This window comes from Agrobacterium sp. SORGH_AS_0440 (assembly GCF_031453135.1).
In the GTDB taxonomy this organism is placed as follows: Bacteria; Pseudomonadota; Alphaproteobacteria; order Rhizobiales; family Rhizobiaceae; genus Agrobacterium; species Agrobacterium pusense.
In genome coordinates this window covers 444187-460346 of record NZ_JAVIYR010000001.1, presented here as the reverse complement: position 1 = coordinate 460346, position 16160 = coordinate 444187, and the positions used below count along the sequence as shown (strand labels likewise).

The 16160-nt window shown below is 59.9% G+C and carries 15 protein-coding genes; 8 read left to right on the top strand and 7 right to left on the bottom strand.

What is annotated here, in order from left to right:
• Together QE453_RS02115 and QE453_RS02110 are read right to left on the bottom strand one after the other, a co-directional pair.
• Positions 1-792: an SDR family oxidoreductase gene (locus QE453_RS02115; RefSeq protein ID WP_113381761.1), complete on the bottom strand. Its 792-nt coding sequence runs from the start codon at positions 790-792 to the stop codon at positions 1-3.
• 26 nt (positions 793-818) lie between these two features.
• A complete protein-coding gene (locus QE453_RS02110) occupies positions 819-1646 on the bottom strand; it encodes an alpha/beta hydrolase (RefSeq protein ID WP_309776280.1) in 828 nt (275 codons plus the stop codon).
• 127 nt (positions 1647-1773) lie between these two features.
• Between QE453_RS02110 and QE453_RS02105 the strand changes: the two genes are divergently transcribed.
• Both QE453_RS02105 and QE453_RS02100 read left to right on the top strand, forming a co-directional pair.
• A complete protein-coding gene (locus QE453_RS02105) occupies positions 1774-2760 on the top strand; it encodes a GlxA family transcriptional regulator (protein ID WP_004445517.1) in 987 nt (328 codons plus the stop codon).
• A 91-nt stretch (positions 2761-2851) separates the two neighbouring features.
• On the top strand, positions 2852-3580 hold the full coding sequence (locus QE453_RS02100) for a FadR/GntR family transcriptional regulator (protein WP_004445516.1): 729 nt from the start codon (positions 2852-2854) through the stop codon (positions 3578-3580).
• A gap of 27 nt (positions 3581-3607) precedes the next feature.
• On the opposite strand, the gene QE453_RS02095 is transcribed toward QE453_RS02100, so the two are convergent.
• Positions 3608-4243: a LysE family translocator gene (locus QE453_RS02095; RefSeq protein ID WP_309776279.1), complete on the bottom strand. Its 636-nt coding sequence runs from the start codon at positions 4241-4243 to the stop codon at positions 3608-3610.
• A 296-nt stretch (positions 4244-4539) separates the two neighbouring features.
• Here QE453_RS02095 and QE453_RS02090 point away from each other — a divergent pair, with 296 nt between their 5' ends.
• The 4 genes from QE453_RS02090 to QE453_RS02075 are packed head-to-tail and all read left to right on the top strand — an operon-like array spanning position 4540 to position 8048.
• Positions 4540-5562 (top strand): ABC transporter permease, encoded by a 1023-nt coding sequence (locus QE453_RS02090; RefSeq protein ID WP_004445514.1) that lies wholly within the window; start codon positions 4540-4542, stop codon positions 5560-5562.
• Entirely contained in the window at positions 5562-6449 is an 888-nt protein-coding gene (locus QE453_RS02085; protein WP_004445513.1) for an ABC transporter permease, read from the top strand. The genes QE453_RS02090 and QE453_RS02085 overlap by 1 nt, the downstream gene beginning before the upstream one ends.
• A 4-nt stretch (positions 6450-6453) precedes the next feature.
• On the top strand, positions 6454-7290 hold the full coding sequence (locus QE453_RS02080; protein ID WP_060942273.1) for an ABC transporter ATP-binding protein: 837 nt from the start codon (positions 6454-6456) through the stop codon (positions 7288-7290).
• Complete coding sequence (locus tag QE453_RS02075; RefSeq protein ID WP_006698450.1) at positions 7290-8048, top strand: ABC transporter ATP-binding protein; 759 nt, start codon at positions 7290-7292, stop codon at positions 8046-8048. The genes QE453_RS02080 and QE453_RS02075 overlap by 1 nt, the downstream gene beginning before the upstream one ends.
• Positions 8049-8438: 390 nt before the next feature.
• Here the strand turns inward: QE453_RS02075 and QE453_RS02070 are convergent, their stop codons facing one another.
• The 3 genes from QE453_RS02070 to QE453_RS02060 all read right to left on the bottom strand — a co-directional run bounded on the left by QE453_RS02070 (position 8439) and on the right by QE453_RS02060 (position 11902).
• Positions 8439-10037, bottom strand: coding sequence for an ABC transporter substrate-binding protein (locus tag QE453_RS02070; RefSeq protein WP_309776278.1), 1599 nt, complete (start codon positions 10035-10037; stop codon positions 8439-8441).
• Between the two features lie 80 nt (positions 10038-10117).
• Positions 10118-10747, bottom strand: a complete 630-nt coding sequence (locus QE453_RS02065) for an SGNH/GDSL hydrolase family protein (protein WP_309776277.1) — start codon at positions 10745-10747, stop codon at positions 10118-10120.
• Between the two features lie 6 nt (positions 10748-10753).
• Positions 10754-11902, bottom strand: a complete 1149-nt coding sequence (locus QE453_RS02060) for a mandelate racemase family protein (RefSeq protein WP_112766184.1) — start codon at positions 11900-11902, stop codon at positions 10754-10756.
• Between the two features lie 424 nt (positions 11903-12326).
• Between QE453_RS02060 and QE453_RS02055 the strand changes: the two genes are divergently transcribed.
• Positions 12327-13355: an LLM class flavin-dependent oxidoreductase gene (locus QE453_RS02055; RefSeq protein WP_309776276.1), complete on the top strand. Its 1029-nt coding sequence runs from the start codon at positions 12327-12329 to the stop codon at positions 13353-13355.
• A gap of 77 nt (positions 13356-13432) precedes the next feature.
• On the opposite strand, the gene QE453_RS02050 is transcribed toward QE453_RS02055, so the two are convergent.
• Entirely contained in the window at positions 13433-14740 is a 1308-nt protein-coding gene (locus QE453_RS02050; protein ID WP_309776275.1) for an NtaA/DmoA family FMN-dependent monooxygenase, read from the bottom strand.
• 347 nt (positions 14741-15087) lie between these two features.
• On the opposite strand from QE453_RS02050, the gene QE453_RS02045 reads away from it, so the two are divergent.
• Positions 15088-16155 (top strand): ABC transporter substrate-binding protein, encoded by a 1068-nt coding sequence (locus QE453_RS02045; protein ID WP_153775839.1) that lies wholly within the window; start codon positions 15088-15090, stop codon positions 16153-16155.
• The last annotated feature ends 5 nt before the right edge of the window (positions 16156-16160 follow it).

Sequence of the window (16160 nt, the reverse complement as noted above, 5' to 3'; positions counted from 1 at the left end):
CTATTCGGGTTTGGCTGCACGATACCGGCTGGCGGCAAGTGCATGGGAGAGATTGGGCCGCAGCGCTGCACGCGCGGCAAGGAAATTTTCAAGATCGGCAGTGTCCGGCAGGGAGGGAATGGTCAGCGCTTCGCCAAGGTCGAGACCGGCAAGGGCAGCATCCACCATGTCATGGACATCCATGACCATCGCGGCCGGAATGGCATCGAGCCGTTCTTCCTCCCAGATGGCCGTGCGGGTGATACCTGGAAGAACGGCCTGAACCCGCACGCCGGAGGGTGAAAGCTGTGCCTGCAGCGCCTCGGTAAAAGCGAGCACGAAAGCCTTGGTGGCCGGGTAGACGGCGGTGAATGCTGCCGGCATCAGTGCTGTAACTGATGTAATGTTGATGATCGTACCCTTTCCGTCGGCGGCAAGGCGCGGCGCGATGGCTGCCGCAAGCCGCGTGACGGCGAGAATGTTGAGGTTGATCATCGTCGTCACATAGGCTGGGTCCAGCGCCGTGATCGCGCCTTCGCCAGCGATACCGGCATTGTTGACGAGGCCGGTAATCCGCCGGTCCTCACGCAGCCGCGCCTCTACCTTTTCGAGATCTTCCGCCCTGGAAAGATCGGCGGAGAGAACCTCGACGGCGATGTGATGATCCTTTTCCAGCTGCGCGGCCAATGCCTTCAGCTTCTCGGCGCGTCGCGCCACCAGAATGAGATCGTGGCCGCGTTTTGCCAGACGTTCGGCATAAACCGCGCCGATGCCGTCGGATGCGCCGGTGATGAGAAATGTATTCTGTGTCATGTCCGTGTCTCCTGTATCCGGTGGTTTCAGCCGTTGATGAAGGCGAGCAGGTCGGCGTTGAACCGGTCCTGATGGGTCTGTGTCAGGCCATGATCGGCTCCCTGATAGATTTTGAGCACCGCATGTTTGACGATCTTGACCGTGGAAAGCGCGGAAGCGCCGACCGGCACGATCTGGTCGTCATCGCCGTGCAGAACCAGCGTCGGCTTGTCGAAAGCTTTCAGGTCCTGATGGAAATCGCTTTCCGAAAAGGCGCGGATACTGTCGAGCTGACCTTTCAGACCGCCCATCATGCCCTGCCGCCAGAACTCATCACGGATACCGTCGGATATGACGGCGCCTTCGCGGTTGTAGCCGTAGAAGGGAATGGTCAGATCCTTGAAGAACTGGCTGCGATTGTCATAGGTGCCCTTACGGATGCCGTCGAAAACATCGATTGGCAGACCGATGGCGTTGCTTTCCGTCTTCAGCATCAGCGGCGGCACCGCGCCGATGAGAGCGATCTTGGCAACGCGGGCGGTGCCGTGGCGGCCGATATAACGTGTCACCTCGCCGCCACCGGTGGAATGGCCAACCAGAATGATGTCGTGAAGATCGAGTTGTTCGATTAACTCGGCCAGATCGTCGGCATATTGATCCATGGTGTTGTCATGCCAAACCTGATCGGAGCGGCCGTGGCTGCGGCGGTCATGGGCGATGGTGCGGAAACCGTTATTGGCGAAGAACACCATCTGCGCGTCCCAGGCGTCGGCGCTGAGCGGCCAGCCGTGGGAGAAGATGATGGGCTGTCCGTCTTTCGGGCCCCAGTCCTTGTAGAAGATGTGCGTTCCGTCTCTGGTGGTGATCGTTGTCATGGCTCTCTCTCCTGTTGCAGGGAGCTTGCTTGCGTCCCGTGGGAATAGAGATACTCTTGACGCAGCCGGGGCTGGATTGGCGCTTCTGACAGAAAGCGAGCCGAAACTGACAAAACGGGGGTTGGGCATGGCGGGTGTAACGGGAAGCGCGCTGGAAGTGGGGCTGGTCCTCTATCGGGACTGCCAGATCGCCATGGTGCATGGCATCACCGATCTTTTCGCCATCGCGTCGGTATTTTCACAGGATCGCGGCGGGCCCAAATTGCGGGTCAGCCATTGGAGCATGGGCGAAGGCGGTGAATTTTCCCGCTCCTATGACACGGAACCCGGCGGGCCGGGGCATCCCGATATCTTCGTTGTGCCCGGCCGGTTGACCGGGCCGGCTGAAATCGAGGAAGCCGAGCCTTACGCCCGCTGGCTGCTGAACCGGCACGCCCAGGGCGCGACGCTGGCTGCCAGTTGCGGCGGGTCGTTCATGCTCGCGGCCACCGGGCTTCTGGCTGGCCGCCCGGCGACGACCCACTGGTTGTTTGCGGAACGTTTTCGGGACCGATTTCCCGATGTCCGGCTGGAGATAGACAAGATCGTCATCGAGGACGGCGATATCATCACGGCCGGCGGGTTGATGGCGTGGACCGATCTTGGTCTGCGCATCGTCGACCGGCTGCTCGGCCCTTCCGTGATGATCGAGACCGGCAAGTTTCTGCTGATCGACCCGTCAGGACGGGAACAGCGTCATTATAGTAGTTTCGCCCCAAGGCTGACGCATGGCGATGAGCCGATCCTCAAGGTGCAGCACTGGTTGCAGGCCCGTGCCGGGCGGGCGACAAGCGTTACCGACATGGCCGGCCATGCCGGGCTGGAGGAGCGAACCTTCCTGCGCCGCTTCAAGGTGGCGACCGGCATGAAGCCCATCGAATATGTCCAGCACCTGCGGGTCGGCAAGGCGCGTGAATTGCTGGAATTCACCCGCCGTTCGGTCGATCAGATCGCTTGGTCGGTGGGTTATGAGGACGCTGCCGCCTTTCGCCGGGTGTTTCACCGCATTCTCGGCCTCTCACCGGGAGAGTATAGAAGCCGCTTTTCCAGCGGTTCGGCCATGGTTGCTGCCTGAGGTTGATCCGATGGGGGTGGTGGTACCCGGCACTTGCAATGTGGCCGGTGTTTGCTAACATGCCAGACAAGTTTAAAACAGGTGGGCCGAAATGGACGTCGAGAGCAGCACCAAGCAAGTATCGCTTGCGGCGAAAATCAGTTCGGCCTTGCGACGGGACCTGGCGGAGGGGGTGTTCCGCCCGGGTGACCGGCTTCCGAGCGAAAGCGAATTGACGCGGGAATATTCCGTCAGCCGGACGGTTGTGCGCGAGGCCATCGCCATTCTTCGTGCCGATGGCCTCGTTGAAGCACGCAAGGGCGCAGGGGTCTTTGCTGTCGAAGCCAAGCCGGCAAAGGAACTGCCTTTTAACGATCTCGCCGTGGGTCGCATTTCCTCGGTCATCGAACTCCTGGAACTGCGGACCGTGTTCGAAGTGGAATCCGCCGGGCTGGCGGCCTCGCGGCGTTCCGCCGTGCAGGTGGAATCGATCGTGGATGCGCATCGGCGTGTCGGTGACTGTCTCGCCGCCGGGCTACCAACGCGGGACGCCGATTTCGAATTCCATCTCGCCATCGCGCAGGCCACGCAGAACAGGCGGTTTCCGGAGTTTCTTCAACTCATTCGGTCCGGTATCATTCCCCGCGGCGAATTACAGGGTGCCGCGCCGGGGTCGCGCCCCAAGGATTACAACCTCCACCTTCAAGAGGAGCACGGTAAGATCGTCGATGCCATTATCGAGGGAGACGCCGATGCCGCGCGCCAATATATGGCCTCGCATCTGCGCGGCAGTCTCGAGCGTTACAAGGTGCTCCTGCGATCCCGCACCGTGGCTGAGTAGGGCGGAAATAGCTGATATAGCAATGAATTATGCGTTTGCCCGTCGGTAAAAGGCCAGGGAAGCAGCAAGCGTCAACAGCGCGCCGCCGCAGATGCGGTCGAGCCATAATGCTCCGGACTTGCGCAATATCCTGACCGCCTGCGCGCCGAACAGGGCGTATGCGAACATCACGATGAAATCGATGCCGGCGAAGATCAGCGCAAGTACGGTATATTGCTGAATCTGCGGCGCGGCGACATCGATGAATTGCGGCAGGAAGGCCGAAAAAAACAGGTATCCCTTGGGATTGGTCACGGCGACGAGAAAGCTCTTCAGGAAGATTGAACGCGCCGATGCGGCCCTGTTTGCCTCTGCAGAGCCGCGAGCGCCGTCAAGCGTCCCTCTTGAGCGCAGAAGCATGATGCCAAGATAAACAAGGTAGCAGACCCCGGCCCACTTGACGACAACGAACCAGAACTCCGAGGCGGCCATAAGAGCCCCGAGTCCCAGTGCAACCGCGCCGATCAGGACGAAATCCGAAAGGACGGCACCAGCCATGCCGATCATCGCGCGACGCACGCCGAATTTCGAACCATTGGCAAGCGCCAGCAAGACGGTGGGGCCGGGTGTTGCAATGCCGATAAAGGCGACCATGGCAAAGGCCAGGAGCGTCACGTCGATCATATTTTCCTCCCCCGAGGCAGCAGACACGAGCGGTCAAATCGCCACGAATTTCCATGTCAGCCTTCTGTGGGCAGGGAGAATACAGCGTTGTGCGGTTGTGGCAATGTGGGCTTCTTTAGGGAAAGAAGAACGCCGCAACCGCCGCCTGGGCAACGCTGTGCCTGTATACCCCCGCGCTTGCCGATATCGATTTTGGCGTCGGATGCTTGACAGCCTGCAACACCTGTGACAACTTTACCGTAGTTGTCAGACAGGATGTGCTCCTTGCACGTTCGGTGACTGGCAAGGGAGGAATCATGTCAAAAAGACGCCTTTCGCTTTATGGCTTGTCCGGCCAGATCGGAAGTATTGCGGTCACGCTGCTTGGATTGCTGCTGCTGACCTTTTTCATTGGCCGCCTGATGCCCGCCGACCCAGTGCGGGCCATTGTCGGTGAGGATGCGACCCGCGAAACCTATGAACAGGTCTATCACGCGCTCGGCTTTGACCGCCCGCTGTGGCAGCAGTTCGTCTATTATCTCGGAGATGTCTTCACCGGCAATTTCGGAACGTCGATCCGCACGGGCCGCCCCGTCATCGAGGACATCATAAGCGTGATGCCGGCGACGATCGAGCTTGCGACCTTCGCCATCCTGATCGGTGCCGGTCTCGGCATCCCCATGGGCGTTTACGCCGCCGTGAAGAAAGACCGCTGGCAGGATCATCTTGTGCGCGTTCTCAGCCTGTTCGGCCATTCCATGCCGATCTTCTGGACCGGCATGATCGCGCTGATCGTTTTTTACGCCCATCTCGGCCTCGTTGGCGGCGGTGGCCGCATGGACCAGTTCTATATCGGTCTGGTGGAGGAGCGGACGGGCTTTCTGCTGATCGACAGCCTGCTTGCGGGTGACATGGAGGTCTTCCGGTCGGCCATCAACCACCTCATCCTGCCAGCTGCCCTGCTGGGCTATTCCTCCTCTGCCTATATCACCCGCATGACGCGCAGCTTCATGCTGGATCAGCTGGGGCAGGAATATGTGACGACCGCGCGTGTCAAAGGCCTGTCGCAACGGCAGACGGTGTGGCTGCATGCTTTTGGCAATATTCGCGTGCAGCTGGTCACCATCATCGCGCTGGCTTACGGTTCGCTGCTGGAAGGAGCGGTCCTCATTGAGACCGTCTTCGCCTGGCCGGGTTTCGGGCAATATCTCACCAGCAATCTTATCATCGGCGACATGAATGCCGTGATGACCTGTGTACTGATCGTCGGCGTCATCTTTATCGGGCTCAATCTCCTGTCCGACATTCTCTACCGCTTTTTCGATCCGAGGACCCGCTGATGACGGCCCGTGCTGAAACTTCCTTCCGTCTTCCGGTGCCGCTGAACGCGCTGAAGAACATTATCGTCTTCCTCCTCAAAAGCCCGACATCGGCTTTCGGCCTCCTGATCTTGCTGCTGCTCGTCATCTCGGCGATTTTTGCGCCCTGGCTCGCGACGCATGATCCTTACGCACAGAATCTCGCCAACACGCTGCAGCCCCCGGGCAACGGCCATGTCTTCGGGACGGATGAGCTGGGGCGCGATATCTATAGCCGTCTTCTCTGGGGCGCTCGCATCACGCTCACCATCATCACGCTGGTATCGATCATCGTCGGTCCCGTCGGCCTTCTGGTCGGTACGGCATCCGGTTATCTCGGCGGCAAGTTCGATACGGTGATGATGCGCATAACGGATATCTTCCTGTCTTTCCCTAGCCTCATCCTGTCGCTCGCCTTCGTCGCAGCACTGGGTCCGAGCCTTAATAACGCGATCATTGCAATTGCGCTCACCTCATGGCCGCCGATTGCGCGTCTTGCCCGCGCTGAAGCCATGACCTTTCGCAAGGCGGATTACATTGCCGCTGCAAGGCTTCAGGGCGCGTCGCCGCTACGCATCATCGTCAAGTCGATCATGCCCATGTGTCTCCCCTCGGTTCTCATCAGACTGACGCTGAACATGGCAACCGTCATTCTGACCGCCGCAGGTCTGGGCTTTCTTGGCCTCGGCGCGCAGCCGCCGCTGCCGGAATGGGGAGCGATGATCGCCACCGGCCGGCGTTACATGCTGGATAGCTGGTGGCTGGTGACCTTTCCCGGCATTGCGATCCTGTCTGTCAGTCTCGCTTTCAACCTCCTCGGTGACGGGCTGCGGGATGCGCTCGATCCGAAGCAGATGAACCGGAGATAGAAACATGGAAAAACCAATCCTTGATGTTGAAAATCTCCGTATCCGTTATGGTGGCTCACCCACCGAGGCGGTGCGCGGCATCTCCTTCACGCTCGGTCGGGAGCGGCTCGGCATTGTCGGTGAAAGCGGTTCGGGAAAATCCACAGTCGGACGCGCTCTGTTGCGCCTCCTGCCTTCGGCAACGATCACCGCTGACAGGCTGGCTTTCGACGGGCTCGATCTTCTCTCCCTCGATGAGAAGGAGATGCTGAAGGTTCGCGGCCGGCGCATGTCGATGATCCTTCAGGATCCGAAATTCTCCCTCAACCCCATCCGTCGGGTCGGCGATCAGGTGACGGAGACCTATCTGCGCCACTTCAGGGCATCAAAAGCCGAGGCACGGGAAAAGGCGCTGGCGATGCTGGATGCGGTGAAGATCCGCGATGCCTCACGTGTCTACGAGCAATACCCGCACGAAATCTCCGGTGGCATGGGTCAGCGCGTGATGATCGCCATGATGCTGCTTGCCGATCCCGATCTCGTTATCGCTGATGAACCAACTTCGGCGCTTGATGTGACGGTGCGGTTGCAGGTGCTGAACATTCTCGACGGTCTGGTGCGCGATCGCGGCATCGGCCTCATCATGATCAGCCACGATCTCAACCTTGTGCGCAATTTCTGCGACCGGGTGCTGATCATGTATTCAGGCCGCGTGGTGGAAACGCTGGCCGCCCGCGATCTCGATCAGGCGCAGCATCCCTATACGCGCGGCCTTCTGGCGGCACAGCCGCGTATCGGCGGTGCGCGCGCACCGCTTGCGGTGCTAGACCGCCGCCCTGAATGGCTGGAGGAGAATGCATAATGGCCGTTTCTGTCGAAACCCGCGATCTTTCCATCACTTTCGGCAGCGGCAATACTGCACTGAAAGTGCTGCCTTCGGTGTCGTTCCGTGTCGAGCCCGGCGAATGTTTCGGGCTGGTCGGTGAAAGCGGTTCGGGCAAGTCCACCGTGTTGCGCTGCGTCTCAATGCTCAACGATTTCTGGACAGGCGACATCCTCATCGACGGCAGATCGGTGCGAGACGTGCCGCTGATCGAGCGCTGCCGTATGCTGCAGATGGTGTTTCAGGACCCCTATGGCTCTCTGCATCCCCGCCAGTCGGTACGCACCGTGCTTGGTGAATCGCTTGCGATCCACAAGCTCGGCGACCGCGAGGAGCGCATGCGCAAGGTCATCACTGATGTCGGCCTGCCGGTGTCTTTCCTCGACCGTTTCCCGCACCAACTCTCCGGCGGCCAACGGCAGCGCGTGGCGATTGCGAGGGCGCTGATCCTGGAACCGTCGCTGCTGCTGCTCGATGAGCCGACCTCGGCGCTCGATGTCTCGGTGCAGGCAGAAATCCTCAACCTCTTGCAGCGGCTGCGAGAAGAGCGCGGTTTCACCTATATCATGGTGACCCATGATCTCGCCGTGGTCGATCACATGTGCGATCGCTTCGCCGTGATGCTGCGTGGCGAAATCACCGAAATCCTGCCGCGCGAGGCCATTGCTGGCAACGATGCAACGCATCCTTATGCGCGCGAACTGATCGGTGCCTCGCTGGAATATGAAGGCGCGTGACGACTCCAAGAACGTGACCGTCCTCCTCCGGGGCGCCACGGATGATAACAGCCTCCTTCCTTGCCCGGCCTCCCCGCCGGGCATTTTTTTGGGGGAGGCAGGCCGAAGATAGAAAAGACCGGTGGTAATCGGGCCTCGGGCTGCTGACAAACGGAGCCTCTCCGCTGTCATGCCGGACTAGATCCGGCATCCAGCTACGGCGTGTCTGCGCCGTAAGAGGAGTCTTGCGCGATCAAGGACTTGATCGCGCTGGACCCGGGATCTAGTCCGGGGTGACGGAGTGCGGATGCCTCACTTTTGGGGAATATTTCGGCTTTGTAAGGCCTCGTCGGCAGCAAAAAAAGCGCGGGGTTAGCCGCGCCTTTTCTTACTCGCAGATATGGCGGCCGGTTATCGCTCCTTGCTCACCACTTCAAACCTCGAGAGCCAGGGGCTGACGATCATGCCCTTGACGTCGCTGCGGAAGGCTGCGGTGTCGACCACTTCGGAGAAGGGCTGAATGGACATGACGATTTCATCCATATAACCCTGCAGGTCTTCATAAAGCTTTGTCTGTTTTGCCGCATCGCGCTCGACAAGAGCTTCCTCGATCATCTTGTTCAGCTTTTCGTCGAAGAAGCTGGTGCGCCAGCTCTGGTAATTGGTGAGCTTGGCGTCATCGGCATTATTGGGGTTGTAGGCAATCGAGCGCAGGTTGTTGTCCGGGTGCGGCTGCTGGCCGCCGCCACCGCGGCCGAGCAGCAATTCGAAGTTGCGCTCGCGCATCGCACCATAGATCTGGTCGCCGGAGCCGCTGATCAGCTCGGCCTGAATGCCTGCCTGGGCGAGCGTGTTCTGGATCGCCGTTGCGGCTTTCATGAACGGGTCTTCCGAAAGCACGCGCAGCGTTGTCTTGAACCCATCAGGATAACCGGCCTCGGCCAGAAGCGCCTTGGCTTTTTCAATATCGAGCTTGTAGCCCTGATCCGGCAGCGCACCCATGACGCCGGTGCTGAGGGAGCGCTGATGCAGCTTGCCGTAATAGGGCATGACCGCCTTGTCGAGACCATCGTAATCAATCAGGTAACGCAAGGCCTCGCGCACCTTCTTGTTCGCGAATTTCTCGTCCTTCATCGAAACGCTGAGGTAATAGAAACCGGAGCCCGGTGTGGATTCGATGGTGACGGTCTTGTCGGCCTCAAGTGATTTCAGATCCGGAGCCTGCAGGGAATAGGCAACGTCGATATCGCCCTTTTCCAGCATGAGCCGCTGCGACTGCGATTCCGGCAGATGGCGCATCAGGATACGCTTCATCTTGGCCTTTTCACCCCAATAATCGTCGTTGCGGGTGAGGATGATGTATTCGTTGGATTTCCACTGGGTCAGCTTGAAGGGGCCGGAGCCGGCGGAATTCAGCGTCAGCCATGCGCCGCCGAGATCGCCATCCTTCTCATTCTCAAGCGCGGTCTGGCTGTCGATGATCGAGCCGGGACCGTTCTGGGCAAGGATCATCAGCAGAAGATTGGGATCGTCGGGCTTGGGGATATTCAGCACGAAGATCTGATCGCTTTCGGCAACGAAAAGCTTGTCGGCCTCTTCGAGCTTGAAACCGCGGGTTTTCAGAAAGGATGATTGCGCCAGATTGCGGGCGAGCAGCCGTTTGAGGCTCCATGCCACATCCTTTGCCGTCACGGCATTGCCGGAAGCGAACTTGGCATCGGCACGCAGATGGAAACGGATCGACTTCCGGTCTTCGGCTATTTCCCAGCGTTCGGCAAGGCGCGGCTGGACGCTGCGGTCCTCAGGCGAAAGCACGATCAGGGTGTCATAGATATTGTTCAGAACCTGCACGGTCTCGCGGCCGGTGATGGCGGCGGGGTCGAGTGTGAGGATATTGCTCATGGTCGTGGCGACAATGAGCTGGTCCTTTGGCGTCTCGGCAAAAGTGCTGAGCGGCATGGCGCCGATCAGCAGGGCGCCAAGTGCTGCTGTTGCAAGAAAATGTTTCATCTTTCCTCCCAATACGGCCGCTTCATACGGCCTTCCACGTTTCGATCCACGTGCCCGGTTCCTCCTCGGGCGGCGTGTGATCAACCAAGAATATCTTTGACTGGTGTGGCCAGGGCCCGGCCGATCGCCGCTGTCGCCGGCGCGTCCAGATGCACGCCGTCCATCGGCGAAGCACTGGCGACCGAACCGGCGTCGAAGAAGTGATGTCCGAGTTCGGTAGCGAGTTTTTGGTAAAGCGGCGCAAGCCTGAGCGATTGCCCGACATCCCGCCCTCCCGCCGGTTCTCCACCCGGGCCTGCAACGCAGGGCGGTGGGGCAACGATCAGCAGTTTCGGTACCGCTTCTCGCGGCTTGTAGATGAAGGTCTCGACGATCTGCGCTAACCGGCGCATGCCGGAAACGGCGGCTTCCGCGCGTCCGCCATGCACCGGTTTGATGTCATTGGTGCCGAGCATGATTATGACGAGGTCAAGCGGCATATGGCACGAGAGCGCTATTTCCAGCGCCCGCACGCCGTTGCGGCAGGCCGGACCGGCGTGGTCGTCGTAGCAGGTGGTTCGTCCGCCAAGACCTTCGGGGTAAACTTTCGCCATGCCGGCAAGCTCGGTTTCCAGAACCTCCGGCCAGCGATATGCGGCGGGGTGCCTGAGGCCCGTTGCCGGGTCCGCACCCCAGGTGAGGCTGTCTCCAAAGGCGAGCACCGTTTTCATCGCCCGTTACCTCACCCGGTTGTTGTCGATGAATGTAAAATCGATGTCCTCGCCAAGGCCCGGCCGGTCGGGAACGTGGACAAAGCCATCCCGGTCCATCGGATCGGACAGAGACTTCAGATAGTCGTGGCCGTCATCATATTCGAGGAAGGGATGTAGCAGGCCACGCTCATACCAGCGGCAATTCTTGGTGGCGGCAACCACATGCAGGTTCATGGCGGTATTTCCATGCACTTCGCACTCCATACCGAAGGCTTCGGCCAGATGCATCGTCTTCAGCGCCGGTGTGATGCCCCCGACATCGTTGACGCCGGTGCGCAGAATGTCGCAGGCGCCGGCCTTGATCCATTCGGCACGGTGCCAGTGTTTGCCGGCCGCACTTTCCGGGCCGACGACCGGAATATCGAGATTGTCGGAAAGCCACCTGTAGGAGGACAGCGACTGTTCATCCATCGGCTCCTCGATCCAGTCGAAACCGAGTTTTTCGAGGCCGCGGCCCAGCGCCAGCGCATCGGTGCGGGAGTACCAGTGGAAGGCGTCAATCATCAGGCGGATATCGGGGCCGACCGCCTCGCGCACGGCCGCGCAGGCCTTGAGGTCCATCTTCACATCCGGCGCCCAGCTGACGGGCGGCATCCACGTGTGCAGCTTGATGCCCTTGTAGCCGCGCTTCACCAGTGTCTCGGCAAAGCGGCCGTAGTCGTCCGGTGTCGCCAGCCCGCCTTCCAGTTCGTCACCGCACATGATGGAGCCATAGGCGAGCACCTTGTCGCGGTAACCGCCGATCAACTTGTATACAGGTTGATTGAGGGAGCGGCCGGCAAGGTCCCATAGCGCGCAGTCAACCACCGCCAGCGTGCGGTCAGTCAGTTGGGCGGCCGAACCGCGCTGCCAGTGGGCAAGGTCCTGCCACAGCCGTTCGCGGTCTCGATGGTCCTCACCGATCAGGACTTTCTTGACGAATTTTTCGATGACATGCGGGCGAACGATCTCTGGCGCGGTGAAAGAATGGCCCTCGTGGCCGTCCTCTGTCCGGATCGTCAGCATGGCCTGTTCCACCTGATGCGCCGGACCCGGATGCGCGTGGCCGGCACTGTCCGAGTGCCGACGGGTCGTCGTGCGGAAAACACGGACCTCGACGTCGGTAATGATCATAATTCCTCCCTCATGCAGGTGTCTCGGCGTTGTTGGTCGCCGCAATGTCATACATGTATGCAATATTTGTCAACATGTATGATAATCTGTATTACATGTTGGAGGGGGAAATCAAGGTCATTTGTGCTTGACGGTGCGCAGGTCGACGGTGAGGTACAGCCACTGGCGGATTTGCCTCATCCCAAAAAAAGACCTGAGGAAGCGTGAGGGCGGGCTGTGTGGAGGGATAGTCCACAATTTTAGTGTATTATTGAATCGCGCAATGATCTTTCAACAATGGCCGGGACTATAAACGAACATGCCGCGCCAGTTGCCGCCGTCATCATGCATGCTGTGTGAGCATGCGTCGCATCGGGCGGTCGTTCCAAACCAGGATGGCTGCGTTTGCGTTGCTGAGTTTCAACTCGTTTCCGGATGCACGCCCATGCCCCTTTCCCATATCTCCCATTTCGCCTTTCTTGTCCCGGGCAACTATCATGACGATGATCCGGGACAGGGGCTGGAAGAAACCCTGCAGCTTTTCGAAGCAGGAGAGGCGCTGGGTTATCATAGCGCCTGGGTCCGCCAGCGCCATCTGGAGCGGGGTGTTTCCTCTGCGGCGACTTTCCTCGCTGCGGCTTCGCAACGAACCAGACGGATCGGATTAGGCACCGCCGTTATTCAACTCGGTTACGAGAACCCATTCAGGCTGGCGGAGGATCTGGCCACCGTGGATGTCCTGTCGCGCGGACGGCTGAATGTGGGGGTTTCGGTGGGCGCACCGCCCTTCGCCCATCTTATTTCCGACTATGTTGATACGGTTGTCGAAGCGGACTACAGCCACGCGCGCGCTGAGAAGCTGGCGAGGGCGCTGCGATCGGAGCCGCTATCGAACGAGACGGAGGCGGGCAATGCGGCCGGTGCGCAGGTGCCGCGGCTTCGGCCAGTCGCCAAGGGGCTGACGGACCGGTTATGGTATGGCGGTGGATCGCAGAATTCTGCGCGCTGGGCTGGCAGGGCAGGGTTCAATCTTCTGACGGGCAATATTGTCAGCGGCGAGAATACCGATGATTTTCTGACCGCTCAGGCGGCTCTCGTTGCTCGCTTCCGGCAGGAATGGGCGCATGAGCGCGAACCGCGTGTCGCTCTTGGCCGCGTGATCCTGCCAACCGATAGCGCAAGCCCCGCCACGCGCCGCCGTTACCAGGAATTCGTTGCCGAGCGGGACAAGCGCACGACCTCGCCGCATGGGGCGCGCCGCACGCTTTTCCTGCCGGATATCGTCGGGACGACGCATGAGATTCTGGAAAGATTGTCGAGCGACCCCGTTTTGCCGTTTGTCTCGGAATTCCGCCTCGAACTTCCCTATGAATTCCAGCCGGAAGATTATCGCCAGATCGTGGCGGATTTCGCCTCTGTCCTGCCGCAGCTTTCCGGCGAAAGGCCGGTTTTGAAAGTGGCGACGGGGCAATAACGTCGTCACCTCCCGCCATTCGACTTTCAATGGAAGCCGGCGGGAGGTCGACTGAGCGACATTGCCGCATCCGTCCTTCAATCGGGGTATGGCAGGCCATAGCGGTCGCGGATCGTCGTGGCTTCATATTCGCGCGGGTAAACCCCGCGATCCTGCAGTACCGGAACAACGTGTTCGACGAATTCAGCGATATCATCGGGCGCCCGTGGCGGCTGTAATGTGTAGCCGTCCACTGTGCCATCCTGCCAGAGCTCGATAATGCCGTCCGCTACCTCTTCCGCCGTGCCGAGCAGCAGCCGGTGGTGTCCTTCCGAGCGGCGTACGGCCTCGCGGGCAGTCAGTTTTTCATGGGTCAGAAGATCGGAAAGGCCAAGGCCCATGCCTACCGCCCATTGCCGGTTCTGGTCGGGGATGAAACGCTCGGCATCGAGTTTTGCGTCGGGGTCGAAATCGCGAGGCTCTATGCCGTTTTCTCTGGCGAAACGTGCCAGGAGACCGTCTTCCGAACCGGCGCCGCTGTAGAGTTCGTGTTTACGCAAGGCTTCCTGCCGGGTTTCGCCGAGAATGACGACGAGGCCGGGAACGATGCGGATGCCAGAGGGATCGCGCCCGAGGGAGACGGCGCGGTCGCGGACCTTCTTGCCAAAGGCCTGCCCTGCGGGACGTGACAGAATATTGCAATAGATGATCTCGCCATGGCGTGCCGCGAGATCAATGCCGCCTTCAGAGGCGCCGGCCTGCGCGATAACGGGATGCCCCTGCGGCCCGCGCGGAACGTTGAGGGGGCCTTTGACATGGAAATATTGCCCCTCATGATCGATGGTTTCGGCTGTCGCCGCATCCCAGAAGCGGTTCTCCGGCACGTCGCTCTCGCGGCGGGGGTCCCAGCTAGACCAGAGCTTTTTTGCGACATCCAGAAATTCGGTAGCCTTGCCATAACGTTCGCTGCGCGGCGGCAGCGGGTCATTGCCAAAATTGGCGGCAACATTGGGATTAAAGGAAGAAACGATATTGACGATCAGCCGACCGCCGGTGACGAGATCGATGGATTGAGTTCGTCTGGCGAAATTATAGGGCGAATTGTAGGTGGAGGACACGGTTGCCACAAAGCCGATATCCGGCACCTGTGCGGCAAGCGATGTCGAGAGGATGAGCGGATCAATGGTGTGGAACGGCCGGCTTGCCGGGTCGGTCAGCAGTGCCGGGTGGTCGGAAAGGAAAACGGCGTCGAACCGGCCCTTATGCGCCAGTTCCGTCAGTCGTCGGTAATATCCGATATCGTTTATATCGTGCCGGTCTCCGCTCCGATATTTCCAGGCATTGGCGAGATATCCTGTCGTGTTGATGCCGACGTTGAGATTGAGCCGGCGTTTGGTCTTGCTCATGCTGCCACTTTTTCTTTCGGGTCTGTTGGATTATCGGCCTGTATGGCCGCGCAATTGCGGGAAGCGTAACAGCCGGGGGGCCGGTCGCGAGTTAAAAATCCTTGCTGTGTGGAGAAGAAAAACTTTCGTCTCCAGTTTCACCCGCGCGTGGTCGATCTGATCGATGCCCGACAAAAATCCCAGCGAAATCCTGCTTTTATCGAAAGGATATTCCGCCATGCGGCGCATGAGCTGGTAAGATGGAAACGAATTTCCTCAATCGCGTTTGAAATAGTACACTTTATCTATAGAAAATGTTTTATGGCGTGTAGCGTGCCGTCCAGATCGCAATTTCGAGGACGAACGCCATGGCCAACGCCGCTCTTCGCCAGGGAACCCAACCCGTAACGGTGTGGTATACACGCTGCCCGGCGCCCACGCCGCTTTCCATCGCAACGCAACTGGGCTGGATTGAGCAGAGTTTTGCCAACCACGGCATCTCCGTTTCCTCCATTCGCGATGCGGCCGATCCGGCCATTCGCCAGAGTCATTTTGATCATCGGCTGGACTGGTCGTTCCGTCAGGGCGGCAACATCCCACCGATCTGGGCGAAATCCGGTGGCCGGAAAACACGGCTGGTGGGGCTGACAAGAACCGACGAGTTCCAGGCCGTCATTGCCTTGCCCGCAAGTGGCATAAGCAAGGGAAGCGACCTGCAGGGGCGGCGCATCGGTCTGCCGAAGCGCCCGGACGAGATCATCGATTTCCAGCGCGCCACCTCGCTCAAGGGCATCGTGTCGGCATTGACGGTCTCGGGGCTTTCCATCGCAGATGTCGAGCTTGTCGAGCTTGCCGCCAAAGAACCCGTGCTGCTCGGCCCGACGGAGGAACGGTTCCACGGTCTGCGCCGGCGGCTTCCCTATGGCGAGGAAATCGCAGCATTACACCGGGGCCAAATCGATGCATTTTTCGTCAAGGGCGCGGAAGGCGTCACTGTCGCCAATCTCATCGCCGCGCAGGTCGTGGTATCGACGGGTTTTCACCCTGATCCGAAGATCCGCATCAATAACGGTACGCCGCGTCCCCTGACCGTGGACGCCACTTTTGCCGATGAGCGTCCAGATCTGGTAGCGGAACTGGTGGCCACGGTTCAGCGCGTTGCGGATTGGGCAAATGACAATCCGGGGGAGGCCGTGCGTTTCATCGCTCGCGAGATCGGCGTCAGCGAGGAGGCGGTTCTCGCTGCGAATGGCCCGGACGTATATCGCAATCTGAGACTCGATCTCGATCCGGCCGAGCTGGATGCGCTCAGTCACTTCAAGGATTTCCTGCTGCAATGGAAATTCATTCCCGAAGATTTCGATGTGCAGGACTGGGCCGATCCACGCGCCCTTTCTGCACCGCAGGATACCGCGCACCATATTGTTGGGAGATGATAACG

What these genes read in the sequence shown, in the direction of transcription:
- QE453_RS02115 (WP_113381761.1), bottom strand. Translation starts at nt 792, where the DNA reads ATGACACAGAATACATTTCTCATCACCGGCGCATCCGACGGCATCGGC.
- QE453_RS02110 (WP_309776280.1), bottom strand. Translation starts at nt 1,646, where the DNA reads ATGACAACGATCACCACCAGAGACGGAACGCACATCTTCTACAAGGAC.
- QE453_RS02105 (WP_004445517.1), top strand. Translation starts at nt 1,774, where the DNA reads ATGGCGGGTGTAACGGGAAGCGCGCTGGAAGTGGGGCTGGTCCTCTAT.
- QE453_RS02100 (WP_004445516.1), top strand. Translation starts at nt 2,852, where the DNA reads ATGGACGTCGAGAGCAGCACCAAGCAAGTATCGCTTGCGGCGAAAATC.
- QE453_RS02095 (WP_309776279.1), bottom strand. Translation starts at nt 4,243, where the DNA reads ATGATCGACGTGACGCTCCTGGCCTTTGCCATGGTCGCCTTTATCGGC.
- QE453_RS02090 (WP_004445514.1), top strand. Translation starts at nt 4,540, where the DNA reads ATGTCAAAAAGACGCCTTTCGCTTTATGGCTTGTCCGGCCAGATCGGA.
- QE453_RS02085 (WP_004445513.1), top strand. Translation starts at nt 5,562, where the DNA reads ATGACGGCCCGTGCTGAAACTTCCTTCCGTCTTCCGGTGCCGCTGAAC.
- QE453_RS02080 (WP_060942273.1), top strand. Translation starts at nt 6,454, where the DNA reads ATGGAAAAACCAATCCTTGATGTTGAAAATCTCCGTATCCGTTATGGT.
- QE453_RS02075 (WP_006698450.1), top strand. Translation starts at nt 7,290, where the DNA reads ATGGCCGTTTCTGTCGAAACCCGCGATCTTTCCATCACTTTCGGCAGC.
- QE453_RS02070 (WP_309776278.1), bottom strand. Translation starts at nt 10,037, where the DNA reads ATGAAACATTTTCTTGCAACAGCAGCACTTGGCGCCCTGCTGATCGGC.
- QE453_RS02065 (WP_309776277.1), bottom strand. Translation starts at nt 10,747, where the DNA reads ATGAAAACGGTGCTCGCCTTTGGAGACAGCCTCACCTGGGGTGCGGAC.
- QE453_RS02060 (WP_112766184.1), bottom strand. Translation starts at nt 11,902, where the DNA reads ATGATCATTACCGACGTCGAGGTCCGTGTTTTCCGCACGACGACCCGT.
- QE453_RS02055 (WP_309776276.1), top strand. Translation starts at nt 12,327, where the DNA reads ATGCCCCTTTCCCATATCTCCCATTTCGCCTTTCTTGTCCCGGGCAAC.
- QE453_RS02050 (WP_309776275.1), bottom strand. Translation starts at nt 14,740, where the DNA reads ATGAGCAAGACCAAACGCCGGCTCAATCTCAACGTCGGCATCAACACG.
- QE453_RS02045 (WP_153775839.1), top strand. Translation starts at nt 15,088, where the DNA reads ATGGCCAACGCCGCTCTTCGCCAGGGAACCCAACCCGTAACGGTGTGG.